Raw genomic sequence first — 22,167 nt, 5'->3', positions numbered from 1 at the left:
TCATATGCTCACACCACAAGTGCCCGTCGCCCGAGAGGGCTATCCTTTTATTGGCCTGGCAGCCTTTATCACCCTGTTGCTTGCTGTTTGTGGCTACCCGGTGCTTACCGCCATCGCGTTTTTAGTGTCACTTTTCGTGTTAGCGTTTTTTCGTGACCCCGAGCGTTTTGTTCCGCCGGATGACGATGCCCTGGTTTCTCCAGCAGACGGCAAGGTAATTAGTGTCGAAGAGACTGAAGATGCGGTCTTCACCAAACATCGTGTCTGCAAGATTTCTATTTTCATGAATGTTTTCAACGTTCACGTCAACAGAATACCATTTGACGGAAAAGTGGAAAGCGTGCTCTACCGCCCTGGGAAATTTTACTCGGCGGACAGCCCTAAAGGAGGGTTGGAAAACGAGTACTGCGGGACAGTGATCACGACCTCCGCCGGACAGAAACTGGCCTTCGTGCAAATTGCCGGTCTCATTGCACGGCGTATAGTCTGCTGGCTCGAACCGGGTGATGTAATTGTAAAGGGACGCCGCTTCGGGCTTATCCGGTTCGGTTCCCGGGTCGATCTCTATCTGCCGGCGGACACCGCAATACAAGTTGCAGTCGGCGATAAAGTTCGTGCCGGGGAGACGGTGATAGGGGTGCTGAAAAAATAAGTTTCCGGTCTCGAGGGGTACTGTCAGCGACACGCCGTGTCCCTGCAGACAAGGCACTATCAAGCGCTGTGGTGGCACCAACAGATCTGCTACTTTTTCTTTGCGATACAATGCTCACCACAGGGAATCCGGTTGGCATGGTTTTTTGAATCTTTTTTACGACCTGAACGCCAATGCGAATAATAAGCGGGTTTGCCAGGGGGATGCGTCTTGCGGCACCGCCCGGTAAAAATAAAACCATACGCCCCACCTCGGACCGGGCAAGAGAAGCCCTTTTCAGCATCATCGGCAGCAAAATCGTCGGCGCCGCCGTTCTTGATCTCTGCTCCGGCACCGGTGCCGTCGGCCTGGAGGCGCTTAGCCGCAACGCACGATCTGTGATAATGATCGACCACACCAGCCTCGCCCTGCAGCTGATAAAAAAAAATGTTCTCAGCTGCCTCAAAGGCGCCCACCCTCACGGTGAGGTGAAGGTTATCAAGCACGATCTGACATTAAAGTTTTTAAAAAAGGTGTTACCCGAAGACACCACCCACAAAGGTTTTGACCTGATCTTTGCCGATCCGCCTTACGGTACCGGGATCGGTGAAACTGTACTTGACATTGTCGCACGGGAAAATTTACTGAAACCAACCGGGATACTTATTTTGGAAGAACGATCCGGTTATTCTTTTCCGGCCCCTCCTGAAAAACTTGTTTTTTATGACAAGAGAAGTTATGGGGAGGTCGGTTTTTTCTTTTATCACGTCGCAACCAAGTGAAACACAGAGGCAGGACGTATCATTGTCAGTCTGGGTACTTCCGGCCACACCACAATAGTTAAGGAGCCTTTCTAATGGGGACAGACAACAAGCAGGAATCCACGCTGGCCATCTATCCTGGCACATTTGACCCGATCACCATGGGTCACGTGGATATTATCAACCGTGCGCTCAATCTCTTTGACCGAGTCATTGTGGCAGTAGCGGTAAATATCAGCAAGGATCCCGTTTTCGGCCTTGATGAACGTATACAAATGATCAAAGAGACTTTTGTCGACAACCCAAAGGTTCAGGTGGATTCAGTATCCGGTCTTTCCGTTGATTATGCCTATAGACAAAACGCCAAGGCAATTGTCCGTGGTATCCGGGCCGTTTCCGATTTCGACTACGAATTCCAGCTCGCCCTGATGAACAGAAAACTTCAAAGGGAAGTGGAATCCGTTTTCCTCATGCCGGGATTTCGCTGGATATATATAAGTTCGACAATCATTAAAGATGCCGCACGAAACGGTGGCGACGTGAGCGATCTTGTACCGCCCCATGTCAACCGGGCTTTGCTTGAACGGTTTAGATAATCATCGACAGGACATGAACGTTTTTCGTGACACAGGATACCTTTTGAGCCGCAGGGCATTTTTTTTATTCTCCACCGCCCTGGCGTTCGCTTATCCTCTGTTCAGATTTATCGGCTACAGGGTACCCAGAAAACCAACCTACGTAGAGGTAAACAAAGAGGTGCCGGCGTCGGGCTATATCGTAGCGGAAGATTTCATTCTCTTTGACAATGGCACCAGACGTTGGGCGCTTTCACGCAAGTGCACCCACCTGGGCTGCAGGGTGAACTACCACGAAAACAGGGAAATAATCGAATGCCCCTGTCATCAAAGTCAGTTCAACGCCAGCGACGGAACTGTCACGCGGGGACCCGCCAAGACACCTCTTGCACTTTTGCCCGTCGAAAAAAAGGATAACGAGCCGGGCTATGTGGTCACGACGTAATCCGTTCGTAAGGCCTGTCACTCTGGTAAAAAGAGATTGGCTCAATAATGCCAGAGACGCGTCTTGGGGGGCCTGGGCTTTAATGGCTCTCTATATATCTCTTTTTTCCGGAATCATTGTGGGGTTGCAATACGACTGGACCGAGCCGTTTTATTCCACGGCGGCCATAGATCTTCTGGTTCCATTCGGAGAGTTCTTCAGGTCCCTTCATTTTTATTCGAGCCAGCTCTTTTTCTTCCTCAGCTGCATCCACCTGCTGGCGGTCTATTCCAGGACCACGAGATACGAAACAACCGAATGGCTCAAGCTCATAATCAGCCTGGTTGTCATTGTACTGCTGCTCTTCACCGGATATATTCTTCGAGGCGACATTACCGGCTATGCAGCTGGAAATATAGCCGAAGGTATCATGCGCACCATTCCCCTGGCAGGTCCGATATTGAACAGTTTTCTCTTCTCTTTGTCAGACAATGGCCTGCAACGGGTTTACGTTCACCACGTCATAGGCCTGGATATCGCCCTGCTGATGCTGCTCTGGAAACACCTGAGATTGTACCGGGTAAAAGCTGAAAAGCACCTGCCGCTGATCTGCTTCGTCCTCTTTTATTGCGCACTGTTTCCCGCGCCGATGGACCCGGAATCTCTTGGTATTACCTATATCGCCGGTCCATGGTTTTTCCTGGGCCTGCAGGAGCTGCTCAGGTATCTCCATCCTTTTCTTGCCGGGGTGGCCACACCGGCCATCTTCCTGGCGGCTCTTGCCGCCAGCCATCCCGACAACCGCAACAGCAGATTTTACCTCCGAATCGTCTGGGGGTGGCTTTTTATTTACGGAATCTTCTCGGCAGCAGCCTGGATGCGATAAGTGAAAGGCTCAAAGAACCCGTTCTTCCACAAACTTTTGCTGCCATTTCAGCACGTTCTTAATTGAAGAGTAGAGCAGTTCATGTTTTTTCTGTACGCTGACCAGAGCCGCGCTGTCCAGTGACATATTGACAGACTGTAACAGTTCAAAAACATCCGGATCGGCGTTTGCCTGAAACTTCTTGATATGATCAAGCAGTACAGTGTGCAACTCAAGAAATGTTTTTTCAACAGCGCTTTCCGACCATATCTTCTCAAGACGTTCAATTACGCTGTTTATCCTGGCAACCTCAGCGCTGCTCTGGTTCTGCACCATCTCACCGACCCCGAGACGCAATTCGCTTCGGTAGTCGACGTCCTGATCTACCAGGGTGAAAACTATTGCGTTATCCGGGCCGACACCGTCTTCATCAGGCGCATTTTGCTGTTTCTCCCCTTCATCACTAAAAAACCGTTCAACGGTTCCATCCACTTCATCCCCTGAAACTTCCTCTCCGGACGAATCATCGGCAAAGGCCCAGTCGCTTGTAACATCCCCTTCTTCATCGCAAAGAGCAGGCGCATAGTCTCCGTCGAGTTCTGGCAAAGCGGGCTCATCGAGTTCATCGTCCGCATCCGATTCGACATCCACGCCCTGTAACGCCACGTCGCGGGGTACGTCAAATCCACGCTCTAAGCCGGCATCACCTTCAGGGAGGACCGCGCCTTCTTTTCCGGCAGTTTCAGGCAGCATATCTTCCTGCAGGTCTTCGTCGGCAAAGAACGTTCCAACATGAGAGACGACATCGTCAGGACTGGCAAAGCCAAGGGACTCAGCCTCCTCTTGAGCCTGGAAACCGTGAATTTCGTCTTCAGGAATATCGGCAAAAGCAGGTCTGATTTCACCATCTTCATCGTCTTCATTTTGATATTCTGGAGCAGTTCCTGAATCTTCTCCCCCATCGACCTTTGTCTGGTCGCTTTTCGCACTGGCAGCAGCTTCCTCAAGCACTGTCTTGAAAGCGTTGAATTTTGTAACAGCCGGAAAGAGTATCTCCTTTTCTTCCTCCAGACTGAGGTTGCCGACCACCATCGCTTCCAAGGCTGAGTAAAAAATATGCAGAACCTTGAAGGCTTCCGGGTGAGCGTTGGACTTTTTCTGGTCAATATACGCTCCCAGAGATCCGATCCCCTGGAGCAGAATTTTTTTCGGTCTGCTTTGGCCCAGTTCACCATCGAGCCTTTGAACTTCATGGCGAAGCCCGCTCAGGTCTTCGTCGGTAATCTCCCAATCAATTCCCAAGACAATGGATTTGAGCTTTAACAGTTGCTTTTTAGCGGTTCTTTTCCGGTCCTCGTTGCCACCCCGGTCTCTAGCCGAACCATTCGACTCCTTCATTGCCTCATTCTTTATGTGCGCTTTCAGCTGTTCAAACCTCCTTACATCTTCATAGAGCAATTCCTTTTTCTGCTCGTCGCTCCAGGAGGTTTCCAGGACTATTTTTTCAAGATTCTGGTAGAGGGTGAGGAGCAGTTTGATTGCACTGGGATGTGCATCGGCTTTTTTAGTGTAAATATACTTGCTTATTTTTTCCAGCGCCTGAAGATAGATGAGATTTATCCTGCTGTCGGCCCAGTATTCCTTCAACCCAATCAGTTCTTCGTTGAACTCCAGCAGGATATCATCGGTAATTTCCCAGTCGATAGAAAGCACCAGACTCTTTAACCTGGTAATAGGCAGATCTTCGTCTGCCACATAATCGAACAAATTTTCACTTCCGCTATAATAAGAGTCATCATACTCCTCTGTATCAATTGTCAGATCATCATCGTATTGATTTCCAGTTTGCTGTTCCACCACAATGCTCTCTAGAGTAGTTTTTTCTGAATTGAGATAACAGTAGAAGAGATTATTTTCTTCAACGTTGCAGCCACGTTATATCCGGTAATTGCGCTCGCTTCAAAATACGGAACTTTAAGGCGACTGTTCAGATCCTGCTGCAGTACCGAGGTAGGCAGAACAGGTATCCCGTGTTCTTTGAGATCTATTTTATTGTACTGCATCACCAGAGGCAGCTTAAAAATACTTTCATTATAGGTGAGCAGATTTTCATGAAGCTGGTTCAGGGAACGTATATTTTTTGCCCGCTGCTTCTCCATCGAATCCGCGACAAAAACAATTCCGTCAACCCCCCTGAGAACCAATTTACGGGTTGCGTTGTATTTTACCTGTCCTGGTACCGTATAAAGTTGAATCTTTATATTGTAGCCTTTGATCTTGCCGATATCAAAGGGGAGGAAGTCAAAAAACAGCGTCCTGTCGCCATGGGTCTTCAGGCTCACCATCTCTGAAGCAATCTGCTTTCGATACGCTCTATTGACATACTCGAGGTTCGTGGTTTTTCCGCACATCCCCGGGCCGTAATAGACTATTTTCACCTGAACAACTTTTTCTTTTAAGTTGATAAAACTCAACGTTTATCTCCCTGTTGCTCGCCGTTAAGGATATCAATGGGATTCAAGACTGATCCCTCATCCCGGACAACCAAACCGAAAATTATTCCTTATCCCAGAAATTATTTATTTTGTCTATGGCATCAACAACATTGAGCCTGAGATACCCAAGGGAAATATCCTTGCCGAATATCGAGATCAGCAATAATTCGTCATCGATCTTGCTGAAATGAATATTGCACTCCTCCCCTTTATGAAACAATAATGAGAATTCTTGTTCGCCGACGAGTTTTGCCATGGCATCCACCGTTGCAAAATTCCCTGCGGCAAGGGCGGCAAATGAATAAACATCATAATTACTTGCGCCATTATCTTTTGTAGTTATTATGTTCCCAGCCATGTCTATCATAATGACACACTCGACGCCGATCTTGATCAGCTTTTCAGTCAGTATCTCATTAATCTGTTCGAGTTGCTCCTGGCTGACAATCCCGTAGTTCATTCCACAAACCTCACTGTAAAGTTGGCTGCTGCAATATTATTAACCCGAAACATATGTTAAATTTTAAATTATGCAGTATATATTACATATGATTACTTTGATGCGAGACCATTTTCACTAATGGTAACACTATACGATAGATTAAAGTTGATATGAAGGTTTATTTTTTTTCTTCTATAACAATCTGATCCCGCTACGACTGCCAATTGTTTTTACCTCCCCGGGATGCTCACTCAGCACGGCAACGGTTGGGCAAACCCCGTCAATCGGGCCCCCCGCACCAGCTTTTTCTTTGGGTACAAAAGCAATTAATTGACAAAACCCAATATTTAAAACCGATGAAAAACACAGAACTTTGCATCCCAGACCTTGCTCCAGATACATTTTTGGTCGACACCCATTGCCACCTCGATATGGATGGCTACCAGGATGATTTTGCCGGCGTACTGAAAAGAGCAAAACAATGCCATGTAAAAAACATCATAACCATTGGCATTGATCTCTCCAGCTCAAAACGAGCGGTACAACTTGCGCAAAGCTATAAACAGATAACAGCTGCCATAGGCACACATCCCCATGATGTTGCAAATATGACCGATGAGACCTATCAAAAGCTCGAACAACTGTACACTGCCAACCGTACCCATATAGTTGGTTATGGCGAGATTGGCCTTGATTACGTAAAACAACACTCCCCACCTGAAGTACAGCGCGAACACTTTGAAAAACAGCTCGAGCTTGCAGCCCGGCTGAAGCTTCCGGTAATCATTCACAACAGGGAAGCGGACCACGACACCCTCGACATCCTCAAACGAGCAGCCCCACTTGAGGCCGGTGGAATAATGCACTGCTTCAGCGGCGACTGCCATATGGCAAAAAAAATCATGGACCTTGGAATGTTGATTTCGATTCCCGGTATAGTAACATTCAAGAACGCAAAAAAGCTGATGGAAGTCGCCGCCACCATTCCCCTGTCCAAAATGGTGCTGGAGACAGACGGCCCTTTTCTTGCGCCAACCCCATTCCGGGGCAAGAGAAACGAACCCGCCTATGTCGGCTACACCGCAGCCAGGGTGGCGGAATTAAGGAACACAACTACCGATAGAATTGCCAGGGTAACTACCGACAATGCCTACAAACTGTTTAACCTCAGGAACTGATAAGCGATGATTGCAGAAAACATTGACAAAATAAAACAGACAATAGAGACCAGTGCCCAAAAAGCGGGGCGTGACCCGAACACTATAAAACTAGTAGCAGTTTCCAAGCGTTTTCCGGTTGACAAGATTGTTGAGGCGAGCAACGCCGGTCAAAAACTTTTTGGGGAAAATTACGTACAGGAGCTGCAGCAAAAAGTCGGCGATCTTCCCAGTGATGTAAAGATACATTTCATCGGCCACCTGCAGAGCAACAAGGCGAAGATTGCCGCAGAGTCCTGTGACATGATAGAGACCGTTGACCGCATCAAGCTGGGAAAAAAAATCAACAACCACATGGCAACACTGCAAAAAAAGATAAAAATCCTGGTCCAGGTGAATATCGGCAACGACCCGAGAAAAGCCGGAACAACAGAACAGCAGGCAGCCGAACTGATTGGCCAGCTCGAAGAGTTGCCAATGCTCGAAGTTTGCGGGCTTATGACCATGCCCCCCCTGGAACAGGAACCTGAACGATCAAGACCATACTTCAGTAATCTCAGACTTTTTTCAGAAAAATTAAAGCAACAGGGATTCTTCAGAGACAGAGAGTATATCGAACTATCCATGGGAATGTCGAGTGACTTTCACATCGCCATAGAAGAGGGAGCAACCATCGTAAGGGTAGGAACCGCAATTTTCGGTAAGCGCTGAGCAAGGGAGCCGGCCGAAAAGCCGGTTCACTGGGACAACGAAAAAAGGGGGTATGCCGTGAGCACACCCCCTTTTTTCATCGACTGACAAACCTGCTGGCAGCAGATTTTATTTACGCTTTGATGCCCGTTTTGCCGCTTTAAGTGGGTTGATCCTTACTGTCACGACATTGATCTCAGGCTTGGCATGTGTTGCAAAATTACACAACCCCAGCTTCCATTTGGCAGATGGGTAGAGATAACTTTTACAATATTGAACACCTTCCTGTTCTACAATACGCCCGCATCCCTCACACTTTTCTATAACAGGTTGAAAACGACCATCTCCATAGTTTGCCGTGGCCTTGTTCTGCATTTTCTTTTTTCCTCCGCTCCATCAAAAATATAGGACGCTTCATGTTCTGCTGCGCCATTTGCAATCATTACCGGGAATCCACACAACAGAATCACTCTGCATGTGCTCTAAATTTTCCAGTATAACAAAACCATTCACACTAAACAAGAGATTTATTATAATGGGTGCAGGCTGATACTACGCATCATCATTTCCTGGCTACCAGTAAGATTTAAATAGCAAGATCACTGCACTATCTTGTATTCTCTAACCTCATGATATACAATAAATTTACCAAAAAATTACCCAACCATCACCAACCATATTAATACAACATACTTACGGTCCCCTGCGACTTACTGGAGATAAAATGCCTGTATATATTTGGAAAGGAAAAAACTCCTACGGAGAAAAACGCAAAGGAGAAGTAGAGGCTGTCGACCTTGCCGCCGCCCTGTCCCAGGTTAAACGTTTTCGAATTACCGATCCGGTTATCAAGGAAAAGCCAAAGGATCTGCTGGAAAATATTCCCATCTTTCAGCCGAGGGTCACAGGCAAGGACCTGGTGGTATTCACCAGGCAACTGTCGACCATGATCAATGCCGGACTCCCCCTGGTCCAGGGACTCGAGATACTCGAAAAGCAGCAGAGCAACCCCACATTCAAGAAGTCACTCAAAGAGATACGCCAGGATGTCGAGGCCGGGGCCACCATGGCAGACGCCATGCGAAAGCAGCCGAAGGTTTTCGACAACCTCTTTACCAACATGATTGAGGCCGGAGAGACCGGGGGAATCCTCGACACCATCCTGACACGGCTCGCCATTTTTATGGAAAAGGCCATGGCCTTGAAAAAGAAGATTAAAGGCGCTCTCACCTATCCGACGGTGGTGCTTTGTATTTCCATCTTGATCCTGGCGGTCATCCTGATCTTCGTTGTTCCCGTGTTCGACTCAATGTTTAAAAGCTTTGGGCGCAGTCTTCCACTGCCCACGCTGATAGTCGTGAGCGCCAGCGACATCGTGAAGACCTACTGGTTCTACCTGATTATTGCGTTTTTCCTCTTGGCCTTGTCGGTCAAGAGGATATATGGCACCGAGAGGGGCCAAAAATTTATCGACCGGGCAATCCTGCAGGCTCCAATCATAGGTATGCTTCTTAGAAAAGTCGCTGTGGCAAAATTCACCAGGACCCTCAGCACTATGCTCAGCGCCGGTGTCCCCATCCTTGAGGCTCTTCAGGTGGTAGCCAAGACCTCCGGCAATAAAGTCATTGAAGAAGCGGTCTATCGGGTCGGCGACGCTATTTCTGAAGGTCGCCCTATTGCCGATCCGCTAGAAGAAACCGGTGTTTTCCCTAACATGGTGGTCCAGATGATCAACGTCGGCGAGTCGGTTGGCGCCCTTGACTCCATGCTGGAGAAAATAGCCGATTTTTACGACGAAGAGGTGGATCAGGCGGTTGAAAATCTAACGGCGATGATAGAACCCTTCATGATGGTATTTCTCGGCGGCATGATCGGCGGCATCGTGGTTGCCATGTATCTGCCGATTTTCCAAATTGGATCACTCATGTAAAAGAGCTTTATCACCAAACAACCAAGTGCTACAATTTACTAGTGCAAAACGATAATCACTGGTACTGACATTTGCTCATATACATTTGACATTATATTTCAAAAGTATATGATTAATCAGCGGATAGTCTGCAACAACAAACATTTAAGGAGGACAACATATGACTCTTACCAAGGCTGACCTGGTACAGCAGGTCTACAAGCACCATGAAGGATTGACGAAAGCCCAGGCGACGGATTCGGTGGAAGCTTTTCTCCGCATATCAAAGAATTCCCTGATAAGCGGTTCAGATCTGCTGTTGAGCGGGTTCGGTAAATTCAACGTTAAATATAAAAATGCCAGGAGGGGAAGAAATCCGCAGACCGGCGACGAACTCACCCTGGATGCGCGGCGGGTGGTCACCTTTAAACCATCGGGAATTCTGCGTGATAAAATCAACCAATCATAACAATCAACATTAAGAGCCTTTCATTTTCAACAGGAAGAGAACTCCAGTTGTACGCTGAGCCTGAAACAGCAGGGTCTTGTGGCACTATCCCCAAGGTACTGCTGTTTCAGGCGCCAGGTTAGACCCCACTCTCTGCTCCAACCATCGCCACCCAAAACCACCGGACTTTAACATGTATCTTGCGCTCAAAAGTGTCCCGCTGCAGTCCATCGTATTGACAACCGACTGGAATCTTCACCCGTGGACCCTTACCCATCTGCCGGAACAGCTTGCCGCATCATTTGGTTCTGTCGGCATACTCAACCCGCCGATAGTTATCCCCGCTCAAACACATGAAAACCGGTTCCACCCAGTCACCGGTTACAGGCGAATATCTTACGCAAAAAACCTTCCAGGTGACGCAATCAACTGTCTGGTACTAGAAGCAACCACGGCTCCGTTAATGATATTGCAAATTGTGCTGGAAGACCAACTCTATTCGGGACTTCCCCTGACAATTGCCGAAAAAGCCCGATTTCTTAAGATCGCCTCTTCCCACTGTTCCCAAGACGAGATAGAAACGCGGTTTGTCGATAAACTGCAGATAATGAGGAAAAGAGCCTACCATGAAATGCTGACCGCCCTGCTCGACCAGGATGAGTCACTGATTATTGCTGCCCATCGTGGAGACATCCAGGACCAGATCCTCGGAGAGATGCTGCAGCTTCAGGACAACAGGGAAAAAGAGTTTTTTGTCAAGGTATTTCAATCACTCAAACTCGGCGGCTCCAAACAGAAAAGATTATTTCACCTGGTCAGGGACAACGCCTACAAAAACCGGATTACCATAAGTGATTTTGTACGCCAACCTGTGATAACAGGTATCCTCAACCATCCCGAACTCAACAATCCACAGAAATTTGCCCATCTTGCAGATGTGCTTGAACAGTCCCTGAAACCGTCGTTTAAAAAAGCCGAAGAAGATTTTAACCTGTCTGTAAAGAAATTATCACTCCCCAAAACCCACTCATTGGCCCATTGCCAGGCCTTTGAAAAAGACGAGGTGACCCTTTCCATTACGTTTGCAACCCTCAAGGAGTGTGAGGACTATCTCAAAAACCGGCAAAGCGCCTGATCCGTCCACAACATGTCAGGTTAAGGATAGAGGATTTTTCCACTTACCATAAAATCCTCACCCAGTCTTTTCATTTGCGGATGCTCAAGTCTTGGAGCGCTCTCGCGGTCTTTCACCTCAAAAGAGGACACCAGCGGAACACCCCTGTCTCCTGCAAAAAGCGGCGCATAAAAGAGATGGGCGTAATCGTACAATCGCTTTCTGAGAAAAGCCCCGTGCAGACGCGCCCCGCCTTCCACCAGTACCGAGCAGATATCACGTTTGCCCAGGACAGTGAGTACCTGTCTCAGGTCAAGGCCATTTTCGTCGCCATCGACCTGGATTATCTCAATGTTCTTATCTCTGAACCTCGCTGTTTTTTCGTTGGACACATTTTTGCCGCAAACCAGCCACACAGGCGCCGATGATTCCTGGTTAAAAATGGTTGATGAAAGCGGAACTGCAAGATGCGAGTCGAGAATTATTCGTACCGGATCCTTGCCTTTTTTGTCGTTCAGCCTGGTGGTAAGGGACGGATTATCAATTATTGCCGTTGCGCTGCCGACCATTATACCATCGACGACATCCCGCAGCCGGTGCACCTCTTTTTTTGATTCTTCCCCGGTGATCCAACCGCTCTTGCCTGCCTGGTAATTCAACCTGCCGTCAAGACTCACTCCGGCCTTCATGATCATCCAGGGCGTGCCTTGGGTGACATGTTTTATAAAAGGATAGTTGAGTTCTACGCAACGCTTTTCAAGTAGGCCAGTATCCACGGCAATTCCATGGCGCCGCAGAAACGATATTCCTCTGCCGTTTACCCTGGGGTTCGGGTCAGTCATCCCGACAACGACCCTTGAAAACCCGGCGCTGACCAGCGCCTCGCAACACGGCGGTGTCCTGCCGGTATGACTGCAGGGCTCAAGAGTCACGTATATGGTCGCTCCGGCCAGATCCACCGATCCGGATGCGGTTATAGCGTTTATTTCGGCATGGGGAGTTCCGGCCTTTTTGTGGTATCCTTTGCTTACCAGCTTGCCGTTCTTGACAATAACGGCTCCAACACAGGGGTTAGGCGAAGTTCGCCCTTGACCTTTCCGGGCCTCCTGCACGGCCATCTGCATATAGTGTTCATCATTTGCCGTCTTCATTATTGTCCTTTGAATCGAGCAAGGTCTTCAGTTCATCCATGAACTCATTAACATCCTTAAAGTGCCTGTACACGGAGGCGAACCGGACATAGGCGACTTCATCCAGTCCCGGCAAGCCCTCCATGACCCATTCGCCCACAACCCCGGAAGGAATCTCCTTGGCACCATAATCCTGCAGTTTATGTTCTATATTGTCGGCAAACTCGTCGATCTTGTCCCTGCTGACGTTTCTTTTTTCACAAGCCTTTTCCAGACCGGCAATGAGTTTGTGGCGATCCCATGCTTCCCGGCGCCCATCCTTTTTCACCAGCATTGGCAGCATAACTTCCAATCGCTCATAGGTGGTGAAACGCTGCTCACAGGCCAGGCATTCCCTCCTTCTCCTGGTAATCGTGGCATCCTTGTTGAGCCTGGAATCGACGACCTTATTATCGAGATGGTCGCAGTATGGACATTTCATAGGACCTCCTGTTTCCTTGGCAGCAAAGACCAAAGCGCAAGCCAACAACGGAAACATAAAACTTGAAAGCCGATTTTGCAGATGCGCAAAACCGGCTTTAGGAATTTATAAATTAATCTGTCACGCCCTGTCTAGCGGCTGAACTTTTCAATCCGCCGCTGGTGCCGTCCACCGGAGAATTCGGTTTCAAGCCAGGTGTCGACCATCGCAAGCGCGTCATCAACACTGAGGATCCTCGCCCCGAGACAAAGTACGTTGGCGTCGTTATGTTCACGACTCATTCTGGCGGTATGGACATCGTGACACAGGGCGGCTCGGATGGCCATGTTACGGTTGGCTACTATCGACATGCCGATGCCGGTGCCGCAGATAAGAACCCCTCTCTGACAGTCACCTCCGACGATCTTCGCAACAGCCTTGTTCGCAAAATCCGGATAGTCCACGGATTCGCCGGAAAAACATCCCTCATCGACCAAGTCGACACCCTTGTCCGCAAGATGTGCCTTGATTTTCTGTTTCAGTTCGTATCCGCCGTGATCAGCTGCGACAACGATTTTCATCTATCTTCCGTGCCCCCTTTATTCCTGAACCCGCTTCATCGCAACCACAGCGTTGGTCCCGCCAAAACCGAACGAGTTGGACAGTCCCGCACGTATCTCCATCTTTCTTGCTACATTTGGCGTATAATCCAGATCGCATTCAGCGCTGGGTTCGTTATGATTGATGGTTGGTGGGGCAATCTGGTCGTTGACCGCCAGCGCCAGAAAGACCGATTCTATTCCCCCCGCAGCCCCCAGCAGATGTCCGGTCATCGATTTGGTGGAACTGATCGCAATGTTTTTGGCAAGCTCACCGAATACGGTTTTGATAGCGTGCGTTTCACACCTGTCGTTGAGCGGGGTCGAAGTGCCGTGAGCATTGATATAGTCGAATCCGTCAAGAGGAAGCCCGGAATCCTCGATCGCCATCCTCATGGCCCTGACACCACCCTCGGCATCTTCCGGCGGAGCTGCAATATGATGGGCGTCACTACTCAGACCGTACCCGCAAATCTCCGCGTAGATATGAGCTCCTCGGTCCACGGCGTGCTGGTACTCCTCCAGAATGAGCATTCCGGAGCCTTCCCCCATCACGAACCCGTCACGATCTTTATCAAAAGGTCTCGACGCTCCCTTGGGGTCATCATTTCTGGTTGACAGCGCCTTCATCGCGGAAAATCCCCCGACCCCGAGGCCGCAGATAACTGCCTCGGTACCGCCGCTCACCACCATATCACACATGCCGTATTTGATATGGCGATATGCCTCGCCCACCGCATGGGTACCGGCTGCGCAAGCCGTAGTCAATGACAGGTTTGGTCCCTTGCTCTTGATAGCCATGGAAATATGTCCCGATGGCATGTTCGGAATCACCATCGGAATAAAAAACGGGGTGATTTTTTTCGGCCCCCTGTCCAGACTGACTTTGTGATATTTTTCAATGGTCGGCAGTCCACCCATGCCGCATCCGGTAATAACTCCTACGCGACCGCTGTTCCCATCGTCGATTGTAAAACCGCTGTCCTCAATGGCCATACGCGCTGCGGCCATCCCGTACTGCACAAAAAGATCGAGATGTTTCGCCTCTTTCTTGTCGAAAAAATCTTCTGCCTGAAAGTCTTTTATTTCAGCAGCAATTTTAACTCCATAATCGCTGGTATCGAAACGTTCGATGAAGTCAATGCCGCTCACACCGGCACATATATTTTTCCAGCTTTTCTCAACACCAATGCCAACTGGTGTGACAAGACCTACACCGGTAACAACTACCCTTCGCTCCACGATACTGCTCCTTTAGTCTGTTTTCCTCGCCATGCGATGCAAAATTGGGTATTAAAATTGCTGCTGTTTACGCCAAAAGGCTTACTGATGCTTATTTACGTAGTCAATTGCATCCTGTACGGTTGCAATGCTCTCAGCATCTTCATCTGGAATTTCAATATCAAATCCCTCTTCCATCGCCATGATAAGCTCCACGAGGTCCAAAGAATCCGCTCCCAGATCATCGACAAAAGAGGCGTTAGGTACCACTTTATCCTTGTCAACGCTTAACTGTTCAACAATTATATCGATCATTTCATCTTGAATAGCCATGATAAATCTCCTTATTTGACATTAACTACAAATTTTAAAACTGCTACATACTTACAATTGATAATTATCTTCTTCTACCTGTACTACATATACATTCCACCGTTGACATGCAGAGTCTGTCCGGTTACGTAGCGCCCATCCTCTGAAACAAGATAGGCTACCGCTGCGGCAATGTCTTCTGCCTGTCCGAAAATAGCCAGCGGAATTTCACTTTTAATCTGCTGCTGCACCTCGTCACCCAGAGCATCGGTCATCTCTGTTTCGATATACCCAGGGGCGACGCAGTTCACCGTTATATTCCTCGACGCATACTCTCTTGCCGTCGCCTTGGTGAAGCCGACGAGTCCTGCCTTGGCGGCGGAATAATTGGCCTGACCGGAATTACCGGCAAATCCCGATACCGAGGTAATATTGACGATACGGCCGCTCTTCTTTTTCATCATAGTCCTGGAGGCAGCCTTGGAACAGAAAAAAGCGCCTTTGAGATTGGTATCTAAAACAGAGTCCCAGTCACTTTCCTTCATCCTCGCCAACAGGCCGTCTCTGGTTATTCCGGCGTTATTGACCAGAATATCGATGGACTCCGATTTTTTTACTATCTCCTTGAACGCCTGCTGCACCGCATCACCGTCGGCCACATCAAAACCGATGATTTCAGCCTGCCCTCCTAGCTTTTCAATCTCTTTTTTAACCTCTTCAGCTGCATCGGAGCGGCTGACATAGTTCACATAGACAAAAGCACCCATTGAAGCCAGCCTTATGCATATTGCCCTGCCAATCCCCCTGCTGCCCCCGGTCACCACAGCTACTTTTCCGTCCAGACGCATAATTACCGGCGCTCCTCGATTTTTCGTATCAGTTTAGGGAGGATTTCAAAAAGGTCGCCCACTATACCGTAATCGGCAACGTCAAAAATAGTGGCGTTTTCATCCCTGTTAATTGCCACCACGGTCTCCGCCGACTGCATTCCGGCCACGTGCTGGATGGCTCCGGATATTCCGCAGGCGATGTAGAGCTTCGGCGCCACGGTTTTTCCGGTCTGGCCGACCTGGTGCGGATAGGGGATCCATCCGGCGTCGACCACTGCTCTTGACGCCGACACCTTGGCTCCCATTGCATTGGCGAGTTCGCGGATCAGATCAAAACCTTTTTCACTTTCGAGACCGCGACCACCGGAAATAAGAACGTCCGCCTCCTGGATATTAACGCTTACCTCTTCCGAGACAACCTCTTCAACAACCTCGATACAGCTAGTTATCTGATCTGGTTCTGGCTCTACCGGAACAATCTCCCCGTCTCTAGCCTTGTCGAACTCGAGAGCCTTCATAACTTTGGGACGCACCGTGGCCATCTGCGGCCGTGAATCCTCACACACGATCGTCGCCATGATATTTCCGCCAAACGCCGGCCGGGTCTGCAACAACGCGCCGTCTTCTTCACGTATCTCAAGCCCGGTACAGTCTGCCGTAAGACCGGCATTGAGTTTGACAGCCACTCCGGGGATAAATGATCTTCCGATGGCGGTGGCACCGGCAAGCACGATTTCCGGCTTGTGGGACCGTATCAGCGAGGTCAGGACCCTGCTGTAGACATCCTCGCGGAAAACCTGCATGGGCTCACAATCAACCACGAAAACAGTATCCGCCCCATGTCCGATCAACTGTGCTGCGGTATCACCAGTCTGGTATCCGATAAGCACTGCACCAAGCGGCACACCTCTTTTGTCAGCCAGCCGTCGTCCGGCGCCGAGAAGTTCTAGCGCCACCGGCGCCAGCTCCCCCCGCCTGAATTCACAGTAGACCCAGACCCCCTGCCAGCTTGAGAGATCCTGCTGGACGGTTTTCTCCATAACCTCAAGCGACAAGGCACCGACTTCGCAGCTTTCGACACAGGCTCCGCATAGAGTACAGTTATCTCCGACTACGGCCAGACCATCCTCTATTTCTATGGCACCAAACGGGCAACTGTCTTCACAGATTCCACAACCGATGCACAACTCTTCACTTACTTTCAACATAATCTCAATATTCCGATCTAGGACAGATATGGCATTAGTTTGTCGACCAGCTGGTCAATCTGCTCATCAAGGTTTCCCTCGAAAACGGCGCGTCCCCCCCGTGGTTCGGGGGCGAACACCTTCACCACCTTGGTGGGGGAGCCAGGCAGACCGATACAGGCCGGGTCTGCGCCGATATCATCAGCCGACAGCTTGGTTATATCGATCTTCTTGGCCCTCATCTTACCTTTAAGAGAAGGTACCCTGGGCTCATTGATATCTTTTACTACCGTGACAAGCAACGGACACTCCACCCGGACCACATCGAAGCCGTCATCCATCATCCTCTCGAGCACCAGCTTGTTTTCGGTGAATTCCCGGATCTTCTGAACACAGGTTATATAAGGAATATCCAGCCTCGTGGCCAGACCGGGCCCAACCTGGGCGGTATCGCCGTCGATCGCCTGCTTGCCGCAGAGGATAAGGTCGAAATCCCCTATTTTTTTCAATGCCTTCTCAAGAGTGTATGAGGTTGCCCAGGTATCGGCCCCGGCAAATGACCGGTCGGAGACCAAGACCACATCGTCCGCGCCGCAGCTCACTGCCAGTCGCAGCATCTCCTCGGCCTGGGGCGGGCCCATGGTTACCGCTACAACCTCCCCTCCGTACTGCTCCTTCAATCGAACCGCCTCTTCAAGAGCGTGTTGATCGTAAGGATTCATGATCGACTCAACTCCCTCCCGTGCAAGGGTGTTGGTTTCAGGGTCCAGACGTACGTCCTTGGTATCGGGAACCTGTTTTATGCATACAATTATCTTCATTCAAAACCTGTATGTTCAACCGGAAAACCAGTGTTGTTTTTCCGTATTTTTTCAGGAATATTCTTTATTGATCTCCTGGCCGATGACATTGCGCTGGATCTGGTTGGTGCCTTCATAGATCTGCAGGATCTTGGCATCGCGCATCATCTTTTCAACCGGGTATTCACACATGTATCCGTAACCGCCCATGACCTGAACGGCGTCGGTGGTAACCTTCATCGCCACATCTGTTGCATAAGCCTTGCACATTGCGCTTACCTTGGACATATCTTTCGGATGGGCCTGAATATGCTTGGCTGAGGAGTAAACCAGTGACCTTGCGGATTCGATTCCTATCGCCATATCGGCAAGCATGTGCTGAACAGCCTGGAAACCGATGATGGGTTTGCCAAACTGCTGTCTCTGTTTCGCATACGCTGCCGCCTGGTCAAGAGCCCCCTGGGCAAGACCGACTCCCAGGGCGGCAATTCCGGGCCGGGACAGGTCAAGAGTCTTCATGACAGTTATAAAACCAGTCCCCTGGCGCCCAACGAGCCTGTCCTTGGGAATACGGCAGTCCTTGAAAATCAGTTCGGTGGTCGACGACGCCCTGATTCCCATCTTCTTCTCCTTCGGTCCACAGGAGAAACCGGGATCCCCTTCTTCGACAACGAATATAGATGCTCCCCGCGGTCCCCGGCTTCGGTCGGTTATTGCCACAACAGAGTAGATTTGCGCCTCGCCTCCGTTGGTGATCCACTGCTTGGTGCCGTTAAGCACCCATTCGTCACCGTCGAGCACCGCCGTGGTCTTTATGCCTGAAGCATCCGATCCGGCGTTGGCCTCGGTCAGACCGAATGCGCCAAATTTTTTACCTGCGGCAACGTCCGGCAGATATTTCTCTTTCATCTCTTTGGAACCGGCAAGTATTATCGGATAGACTCCGAGAAAATTGGCCGCAAATGCGGTCCCGACTCCTATACAGCCCCGGCCGAATTGTTCCACAGTGAGAACTATGTCGAAACAGCCGCCGCCAAAACCTCCATATTCTTCCGGGATCGGCACCCCAAACAGATCGGCTTTGGCCATATCGTTTAAAATTTCACGGGGAAATTCATGTTTTTCGTCAAGTTCTGCCCTATTCGGAATAATGCGCTCGTCAGTGATCTGTCTTGCAATATCGACGATCATCTGCTGTTCTTCAGATAAAAAATAATCCATGAAATATCTCCTGTTTACCACTTCATCAGGGCTGCTCCCCAAGTGAAACCTCCGCCAAAGGAACAGAATAGTATCGTATTACCCTTTGCAATAAAGTCCGAAGAATTCGCCTCGTCGAGGGCGATCGGAATAGATGCAGCAGATGTATTACCATACTTGTTTACGTTTATAAATACTTTACTCTGTGGCACTTTTAGACGGTCAATCAATTTGTTCAAAATCCTCATATTGGCCTGGTGGGGAATAACCACATCCACCTCGTCAATACTGATATTTTCTCTTTCCAGCAGAACCCTGACTGCGGTGTCCATCGCCTTGACCGCATGCTTGAACACTTCCCTTCCTTCCATGCGGATGTAGGCGCCGGACCAGTCTTCCACTACCAAGTCGGGATTGGAACTTTGCGGGCCGTGCATATGCAGAAGACGCCAGAGGCTTCCGTCGGAAAGCATATTGGAGCCAATCACCCCGCGCTCATTTTCCGCATAACCGAAAACAGCAGCACCAGCCCCGTCACCAAAAAGTATGCAGGTGTTGCGGTCCTGCCAGTCAAGTCTGCTTGACAAGGTTTCAGCACCGATGACCAGAACCTTCATGGAATGATCAGCGCGGATGTATTTATCGGCAAGATCGAGTCCATAGAGAAAGCCGGAACATGCGGCGTTGAGATCAAAGGCGAAGGCATTTTTTGCGCCGATTTCATCTTGCACAAAACAGGCGCTTGAAGGCATCTGCATGTGCGAGCTGATAGTTCCGACGACGACCAGGCCGATCTCCTCCGGTTCTACATTGGCGTTTGCCAGAGCTCTTCTCGCCGCCTTTGCCGCCAGTTGGTAGTTGAGTTCACCTTTGCCGCCTATTCGCCTGGAAACTATTCCCGTGCGAGCACGGATCCACTCATCGCTGGTGTCGACAATGGATTCCAGCTCTGTATTAGTTAAGACTCTTTCGGGCAGACAAGATCCGGTCCCGAGAACCACAGTTCCCATTACATCTCCAAATGTTCTACATTATTTCCCGCTGCGAGGCTTGCCAGTATATCCCTGTTGATATTGCCTTTCGCCATCTGGGCAGCTTTGATTATTGCATTTTTGATCGCGTGTGACGTGGATTTTCCGTGGCAGATAAAACCAACCCCGTCGATACCGAGAAGAGGGGCTCCCCCGTACTCTGCGTAATCGACACGTTTTTTGAACGACCTGAATGCCTTACGGGTAAGAAGATAGCCGATTTTCGCGATCCAGGATTTGATTATCTCGTCACGAAGCATCTGCATGGCAGCATCGGCGAGCCCTTCACTGACTTTGAGACAGATGTTTCCAACAAACCCGTCACAGACAATAACATCGATATCACCCTGAAATACATCCCGCCCTTCCACATTGCCGATAAAATTAAGCGAGCTTTTTTCCAGCAGGGGGTACGTCTCCTTGACCAGGCTGTTCCCTTTACCGGTTTCCTCACCAATGGTGAGCAGACCTATTTTGGGGTTTTGAACCCCGGTAATTTTGGAGAAAGCCGAAGCCATAATTGCAAACTGGTACAGGTGAACCGGTTTGCAGTCGACGTTGGCGCCAATGTCCATCATTACCACAGGCTTTTTGCGGGTTGGAAAAGCGGATGCTATTCCCGGCCGGGAGATCCCGTTCAGCCTGCCGAGTTTTCTGATGCCGGCGGCCATTGTCGCTCCGGAATTCCCTGCGCTCACGGCAGCATCCGCCACACCACGCCGCACCAGATCGAAGGCCACCATCACCGAGGAGTCCTTTTTCTTGCGGATAGCGGTCGCTGGGTGTTCATTCATTCCCACAACTTCGGATGAGTGAACTATAGTTATTTTTTTTGCGGTCCGGGAATCGGGAGCTAATGTCTCAAGATGCGAGTTAAGAAGGGATTCGTCACCGACCAGGCTTACATATAAACCCGTCTCTTCAACTGCTTGCAGAGCCCCGGCGATCAGCTCTTCCGAACCATGGTCTCCGCCCATGGCGTCCAGGGCTATATGCACACCACTCTCCTATTCCAATTCAGCATCAAGAGAGTAAACAGTTCTCCCTTTGTATTTCCCGCAATTTCCACAGAGGCGATGCGGTTCCTTCGGTTCACCGCACTCTCCGCATACCGACAGCCCGGGGGCAGTCAGGGCGTCATGGGACCGTCTTTTCCTTGTTCGGGAATGGGAGTGTCTTCTTTTAGGTAAGGCCATTGTATCCTCCAAATTCGGTATATTCTGTTATACCATCAGATTAGTTGGTTTTCTTTTTTAGGTTACCAAGAACAGCAAAAGGCGAATTACTGTTATCCTTCACACAAGTGCATGTTTCACTGTTAAGATCGGCTCCGCAGCCGGGGCAGATCCCTTTGCAGTTCCCATCACAGAGTATCTGCAGAGGAACCTCAAGATAGAGCTGTTCCTGCACGATTTCTGCAATATCAATCACCGGAGTGTCGAGATAGAGGGTATTGACATCGTCATCACTGCATTCTATCTCCGGCAGTTCCGGAATCGTTTCCGGTTTTGTTGTCACCAGGTAAGCAAAGCTGTTTTCCGCTTTTCGGCTCACTTTTTTTCCGCACCTCGAACAGGGAGCGGTCAACACCCCGTCGAACCTCCCTTTGAGAGAGACTCTTTCGCCATCCAGTTTTGATGCAGTTATATTTGCAGTACCCGAAAATGAGCACCCATCACCCTCTGCATGCCAGCTATTTTCCTTTACAGTAAAGTAACTTGGCCGTGCTGTGATATCGTCAAAATGCAGTTTCATAAAGTTATTTCAGCAACAACTGCTGCTCACCGGAAATTAAAAACTAGGAAAAATAATCAATTTGTAAACGAATGGCCAGAAAAAAAAGATCCGCCCTGAGAAAATCTAACAGCCCCGGATTGCCACTGCTA

The 22,167-nt window shown here is 49.5% G+C and carries 27 protein-coding genes; 10 read left to right on the top strand and 17 right to left on the bottom strand.

The genetic code is table 11. The features are described from left to right. The first annotated feature begins 4 nt into the window (after positions 1-4). The 5 genes from BLQ17_RS05585 to BLQ17_RS05565 all read left to right on the top strand — a co-directional run bounded on the left by BLQ17_RS05585 (position 5) and on the right by BLQ17_RS05565 (position 3,277). Complete coding sequence (locus BLQ17_RS05585) at positions 5-652, top strand: phosphatidylserine decarboxylase family protein (protein ID WP_092220644.1); 648 nt, start codon at positions 5-7, stop codon at positions 650-652. 173 nt (positions 653-825) lie between these two features. After that, entirely contained in the window at positions 826-1,413 is a 588-nt protein-coding gene (gene rsmD, locus BLQ17_RS05580; protein WP_092220642.1) for a 16S rRNA (guanine(966)-N(2))-methyltransferase RsmD, read from the top strand. A gap of 74 nt (positions 1,414-1,487) precedes the next feature. Next, positions 1,488-1,988, top strand: coding sequence for a pantetheine-phosphate adenylyltransferase (gene coaD / locus BLQ17_RS05575; RefSeq protein WP_092220640.1), 501 nt, complete (start codon positions 1,488-1,490; stop codon positions 1,986-1,988). Between the two features lie 13 nt (positions 1,989-2,001). After that, complete coding sequence (locus BLQ17_RS05570) at positions 2,002-2,412, top strand: Rieske (2Fe-2S) protein (RefSeq protein ID WP_176761101.1); 411 nt, start codon at positions 2,002-2,004, stop codon at positions 2,410-2,412. Beyond that, positions 2,396-3,277, top strand: coding sequence for a cytochrome b N-terminal domain-containing protein (locus BLQ17_RS05565; protein ID WP_092220636.1), 882 nt, complete (start codon positions 2,396-2,398; stop codon positions 3,275-3,277). Before BLQ17_RS05570 ends, BLQ17_RS05565 begins: the two co-directional genes overlap by 17 nt. 9 nt (positions 3,278-3,286) lie before the next feature. On the opposite strand, the gene BLQ17_RS05560 is transcribed toward BLQ17_RS05565, so the two are convergent. The 3 genes from BLQ17_RS05560 to BLQ17_RS05550 form a co-directional block, all read right to left on the bottom strand. Continuing rightward, positions 3,287-5,113, bottom strand: coding sequence for a hypothetical protein (locus BLQ17_RS05560; protein ID WP_143005443.1), 1,827 nt, complete (start codon positions 5,111-5,113; stop codon positions 3,287-3,289). An 11-nt stretch (positions 5,114-5,124) separates the two neighbouring features. Further along, on the bottom strand, positions 5,125-5,730 hold the full coding sequence (locus tag BLQ17_RS05555; protein WP_092220632.1) for a GTP-binding protein: 606 nt from the start codon (positions 5,728-5,730) through the stop codon (positions 5,125-5,127). Positions 5,731-5,812: 82 nt separating this feature from the next. Continuing rightward, the gene (locus BLQ17_RS05550) at positions 5,813-6,211 is read right to left on the bottom strand and encodes a roadblock/LC7 domain-containing protein (RefSeq protein ID WP_092220630.1); all 399 of its coding nucleotides are present in this window, start codon (positions 6,209-6,211) and stop codon (positions 5,813-5,815) included. A 386-nt stretch (positions 6,212-6,597) separates the two neighbouring features. On the opposite strand from BLQ17_RS05550, the gene BLQ17_RS05545 reads away from it, so the two are divergent. Both BLQ17_RS05545 and BLQ17_RS05540 read left to right on the top strand, forming a co-directional pair. Next, on the top strand, positions 6,598-7,371 hold the full coding sequence (locus BLQ17_RS05545; RefSeq protein WP_245695002.1) for a TatD family hydrolase: 774 nt from the start codon (positions 6,598-6,600) through the stop codon (positions 7,369-7,371). Between the two features lie 6 nt (positions 7,372-7,377). Beyond that, complete coding sequence (locus tag BLQ17_RS05540) at positions 7,378-8,061, top strand: YggS family pyridoxal phosphate-dependent enzyme (RefSeq protein ID WP_092220626.1); 684 nt, start codon at positions 7,378-7,380, stop codon at positions 8,059-8,061. 108 nt (positions 8,062-8,169) lie between these two features. On the opposite strand, the gene BLQ17_RS05535 is transcribed toward BLQ17_RS05540, so the two are convergent. Then, positions 8,170-8,415 carry a PxxKW family cysteine-rich protein gene (locus BLQ17_RS05535; protein WP_092220624.1) on the bottom strand — a complete coding sequence of 82 codons (246 nt, stop codon included), beginning with the start codon at positions 8,413-8,415 and terminating at the stop codon, positions 8,170-8,172. A 349-nt stretch (positions 8,416-8,764) separates the two neighbouring features. On the opposite strand from BLQ17_RS05535, the gene BLQ17_RS05530 reads away from it, so the two are divergent. From BLQ17_RS05530 to BLQ17_RS05520, 3 genes are all read left to right on the top strand, one after another. Further along, positions 8,765-9,970: a type II secretion system F family protein gene (locus BLQ17_RS05530; RefSeq protein ID WP_092220622.1), complete on the top strand. Its 1,206-nt coding sequence runs from the start codon at positions 8,765-8,767 to the stop codon at positions 9,968-9,970. 160 nt (positions 9,971-10,130) lie between these two features. Further along, a complete protein-coding gene (locus tag BLQ17_RS05525) occupies positions 10,131-10,418 on the top strand; it encodes an integration host factor subunit alpha (protein ID WP_092220621.1) in 288 nt (95 codons plus the stop codon). Positions 10,419-10,590: 172 nt separating this feature from the next. Beyond that, positions 10,591-11,532, top strand: a complete 942-nt coding sequence (locus BLQ17_RS05520; RefSeq protein WP_092220620.1) for a ParB/RepB/Spo0J family partition protein — start codon at positions 10,591-10,593, stop codon at positions 11,530-11,532. 20 nt (positions 11,533-11,552) lie between these two features. Here BLQ17_RS05520 and ribD read toward each other — a convergent pair whose 3' ends face one another. From ribD to BLQ17_RS05455, 13 genes are all read right to left on the bottom strand, one after another. Then, complete coding sequence (gene ribD / locus BLQ17_RS05515) at positions 11,553-12,662, bottom strand: bifunctional diaminohydroxyphosphoribosylaminopyrimidine deaminase/5-amino-6-(5-phosphoribosylamino)uracil reductase RibD (protein ID WP_245695001.1); 1,110 nt, start codon at positions 12,660-12,662, stop codon at positions 11,553-11,555. Then, complete coding sequence (gene nrdR, locus BLQ17_RS05510) at positions 12,646-13,122, bottom strand: transcriptional regulator NrdR (protein WP_092220618.1); 477 nt, start codon at positions 13,120-13,122, stop codon at positions 12,646-12,648. The genes ribD and nrdR overlap by 17 nt, the downstream gene beginning before the upstream one ends. Before the next feature lie 131 nt (positions 13,123-13,253). After that, positions 13,254-13,682: a ribose 5-phosphate isomerase B gene (gene rpiB / locus BLQ17_RS05505; protein WP_092220616.1), complete on the bottom strand. Its 429-nt coding sequence runs from the start codon at positions 13,680-13,682 to the stop codon at positions 13,254-13,256. Positions 13,683-13,700: 18 nt separating this feature from the next. Further along, positions 13,701-14,942, bottom strand: a complete 1,242-nt coding sequence (gene fabF, locus BLQ17_RS05500) for a beta-ketoacyl-ACP synthase II (RefSeq protein ID WP_092220614.1) — start codon at positions 14,940-14,942, stop codon at positions 13,701-13,703. 81 nt (positions 14,943-15,023) lie between these two features. Beyond that, positions 15,024-15,254 carry an acyl carrier protein gene (gene acpP / locus BLQ17_RS05495; protein ID WP_092220612.1) on the bottom strand — a complete coding sequence of 77 codons (231 nt, stop codon included), beginning with the start codon at positions 15,252-15,254 and terminating at the stop codon, positions 15,024-15,026. A gap of 83 nt (positions 15,255-15,337) precedes the next feature. Then, positions 15,338-16,081, bottom strand: coding sequence for a 3-oxoacyl-[acyl-carrier-protein] reductase (gene fabG, locus BLQ17_RS05490; RefSeq protein ID WP_092220610.1), 744 nt, complete (start codon positions 16,079-16,081; stop codon positions 15,338-15,340). A gap of 2 nt (positions 16,082-16,083) precedes the next feature. Beyond that, positions 16,084-17,271, bottom strand: coding sequence for an electron transfer flavoprotein subunit alpha (locus tag BLQ17_RS05485; RefSeq protein ID WP_092220608.1), 1,188 nt, complete (start codon positions 17,269-17,271; stop codon positions 16,084-16,086). A 17-nt stretch (positions 17,272-17,288) separates the two neighbouring features. After that, a complete protein-coding gene (locus BLQ17_RS05480) occupies positions 17,289-18,071 on the bottom strand; it encodes an electron transfer flavoprotein subunit beta/FixA family protein (RefSeq protein WP_092220606.1) in 783 nt (260 codons plus the stop codon). A gap of 51 nt (positions 18,072-18,122) precedes the next feature. Beyond that, positions 18,123-19,271 (bottom strand): acyl-CoA dehydrogenase family protein, encoded by a 1,149-nt coding sequence (locus BLQ17_RS05475; protein WP_092220604.1) that lies wholly within the window; start codon positions 19,269-19,271, stop codon positions 18,123-18,125. A 14-nt stretch (positions 19,272-19,285) separates the two neighbouring features. Further along, a complete protein-coding gene (locus BLQ17_RS05470) occupies positions 19,286-20,260 on the bottom strand; it encodes a beta-ketoacyl-ACP synthase III (protein ID WP_092220602.1) in 975 nt (324 codons plus the stop codon). Further along, positions 20,260-21,279, bottom strand: a complete 1,020-nt coding sequence (gene plsX / locus BLQ17_RS05465; RefSeq protein WP_092220600.1) for a phosphate acyltransferase PlsX — start codon at positions 21,277-21,279, stop codon at positions 20,260-20,262. The genes BLQ17_RS05470 and plsX overlap by 1 nt, the downstream gene beginning before the upstream one ends. A gap of 9 nt (positions 21,280-21,288) precedes the next feature. Next, on the bottom strand, positions 21,289-21,477 hold the full coding sequence (gene rpmF / locus BLQ17_RS05460) for a 50S ribosomal protein L32 (RefSeq protein ID WP_092220598.1): 189 nt from the start codon (positions 21,475-21,477) through the stop codon (positions 21,289-21,291). Positions 21,478-21,517: 40 nt separating this feature from the next. Beyond that, on the bottom strand, positions 21,518-22,036 hold the full coding sequence (locus BLQ17_RS05455; protein ID WP_092220596.1) for a DUF177 domain-containing protein: 519 nt from the start codon (positions 22,034-22,036) through the stop codon (positions 21,518-21,520). Positions 22,037-22,167 lie beyond the last annotated feature (131 nt).

The sequence above is a fragment of the Desulforhopalus singaporensis genome, from assembly GCF_900104445.1.
GTDB classification, from domain to species: domain Bacteria; phylum Desulfobacterota; class Desulfobulbia; order Desulfobulbales; family Desulfocapsaceae; genus Desulforhopalus_A; species Desulforhopalus_A singaporensis.
The sequence above is the reverse complement of the archived record's forward strand: the minus strand, read 5'-3'. Positions and strand labels throughout refer to the sequence as shown.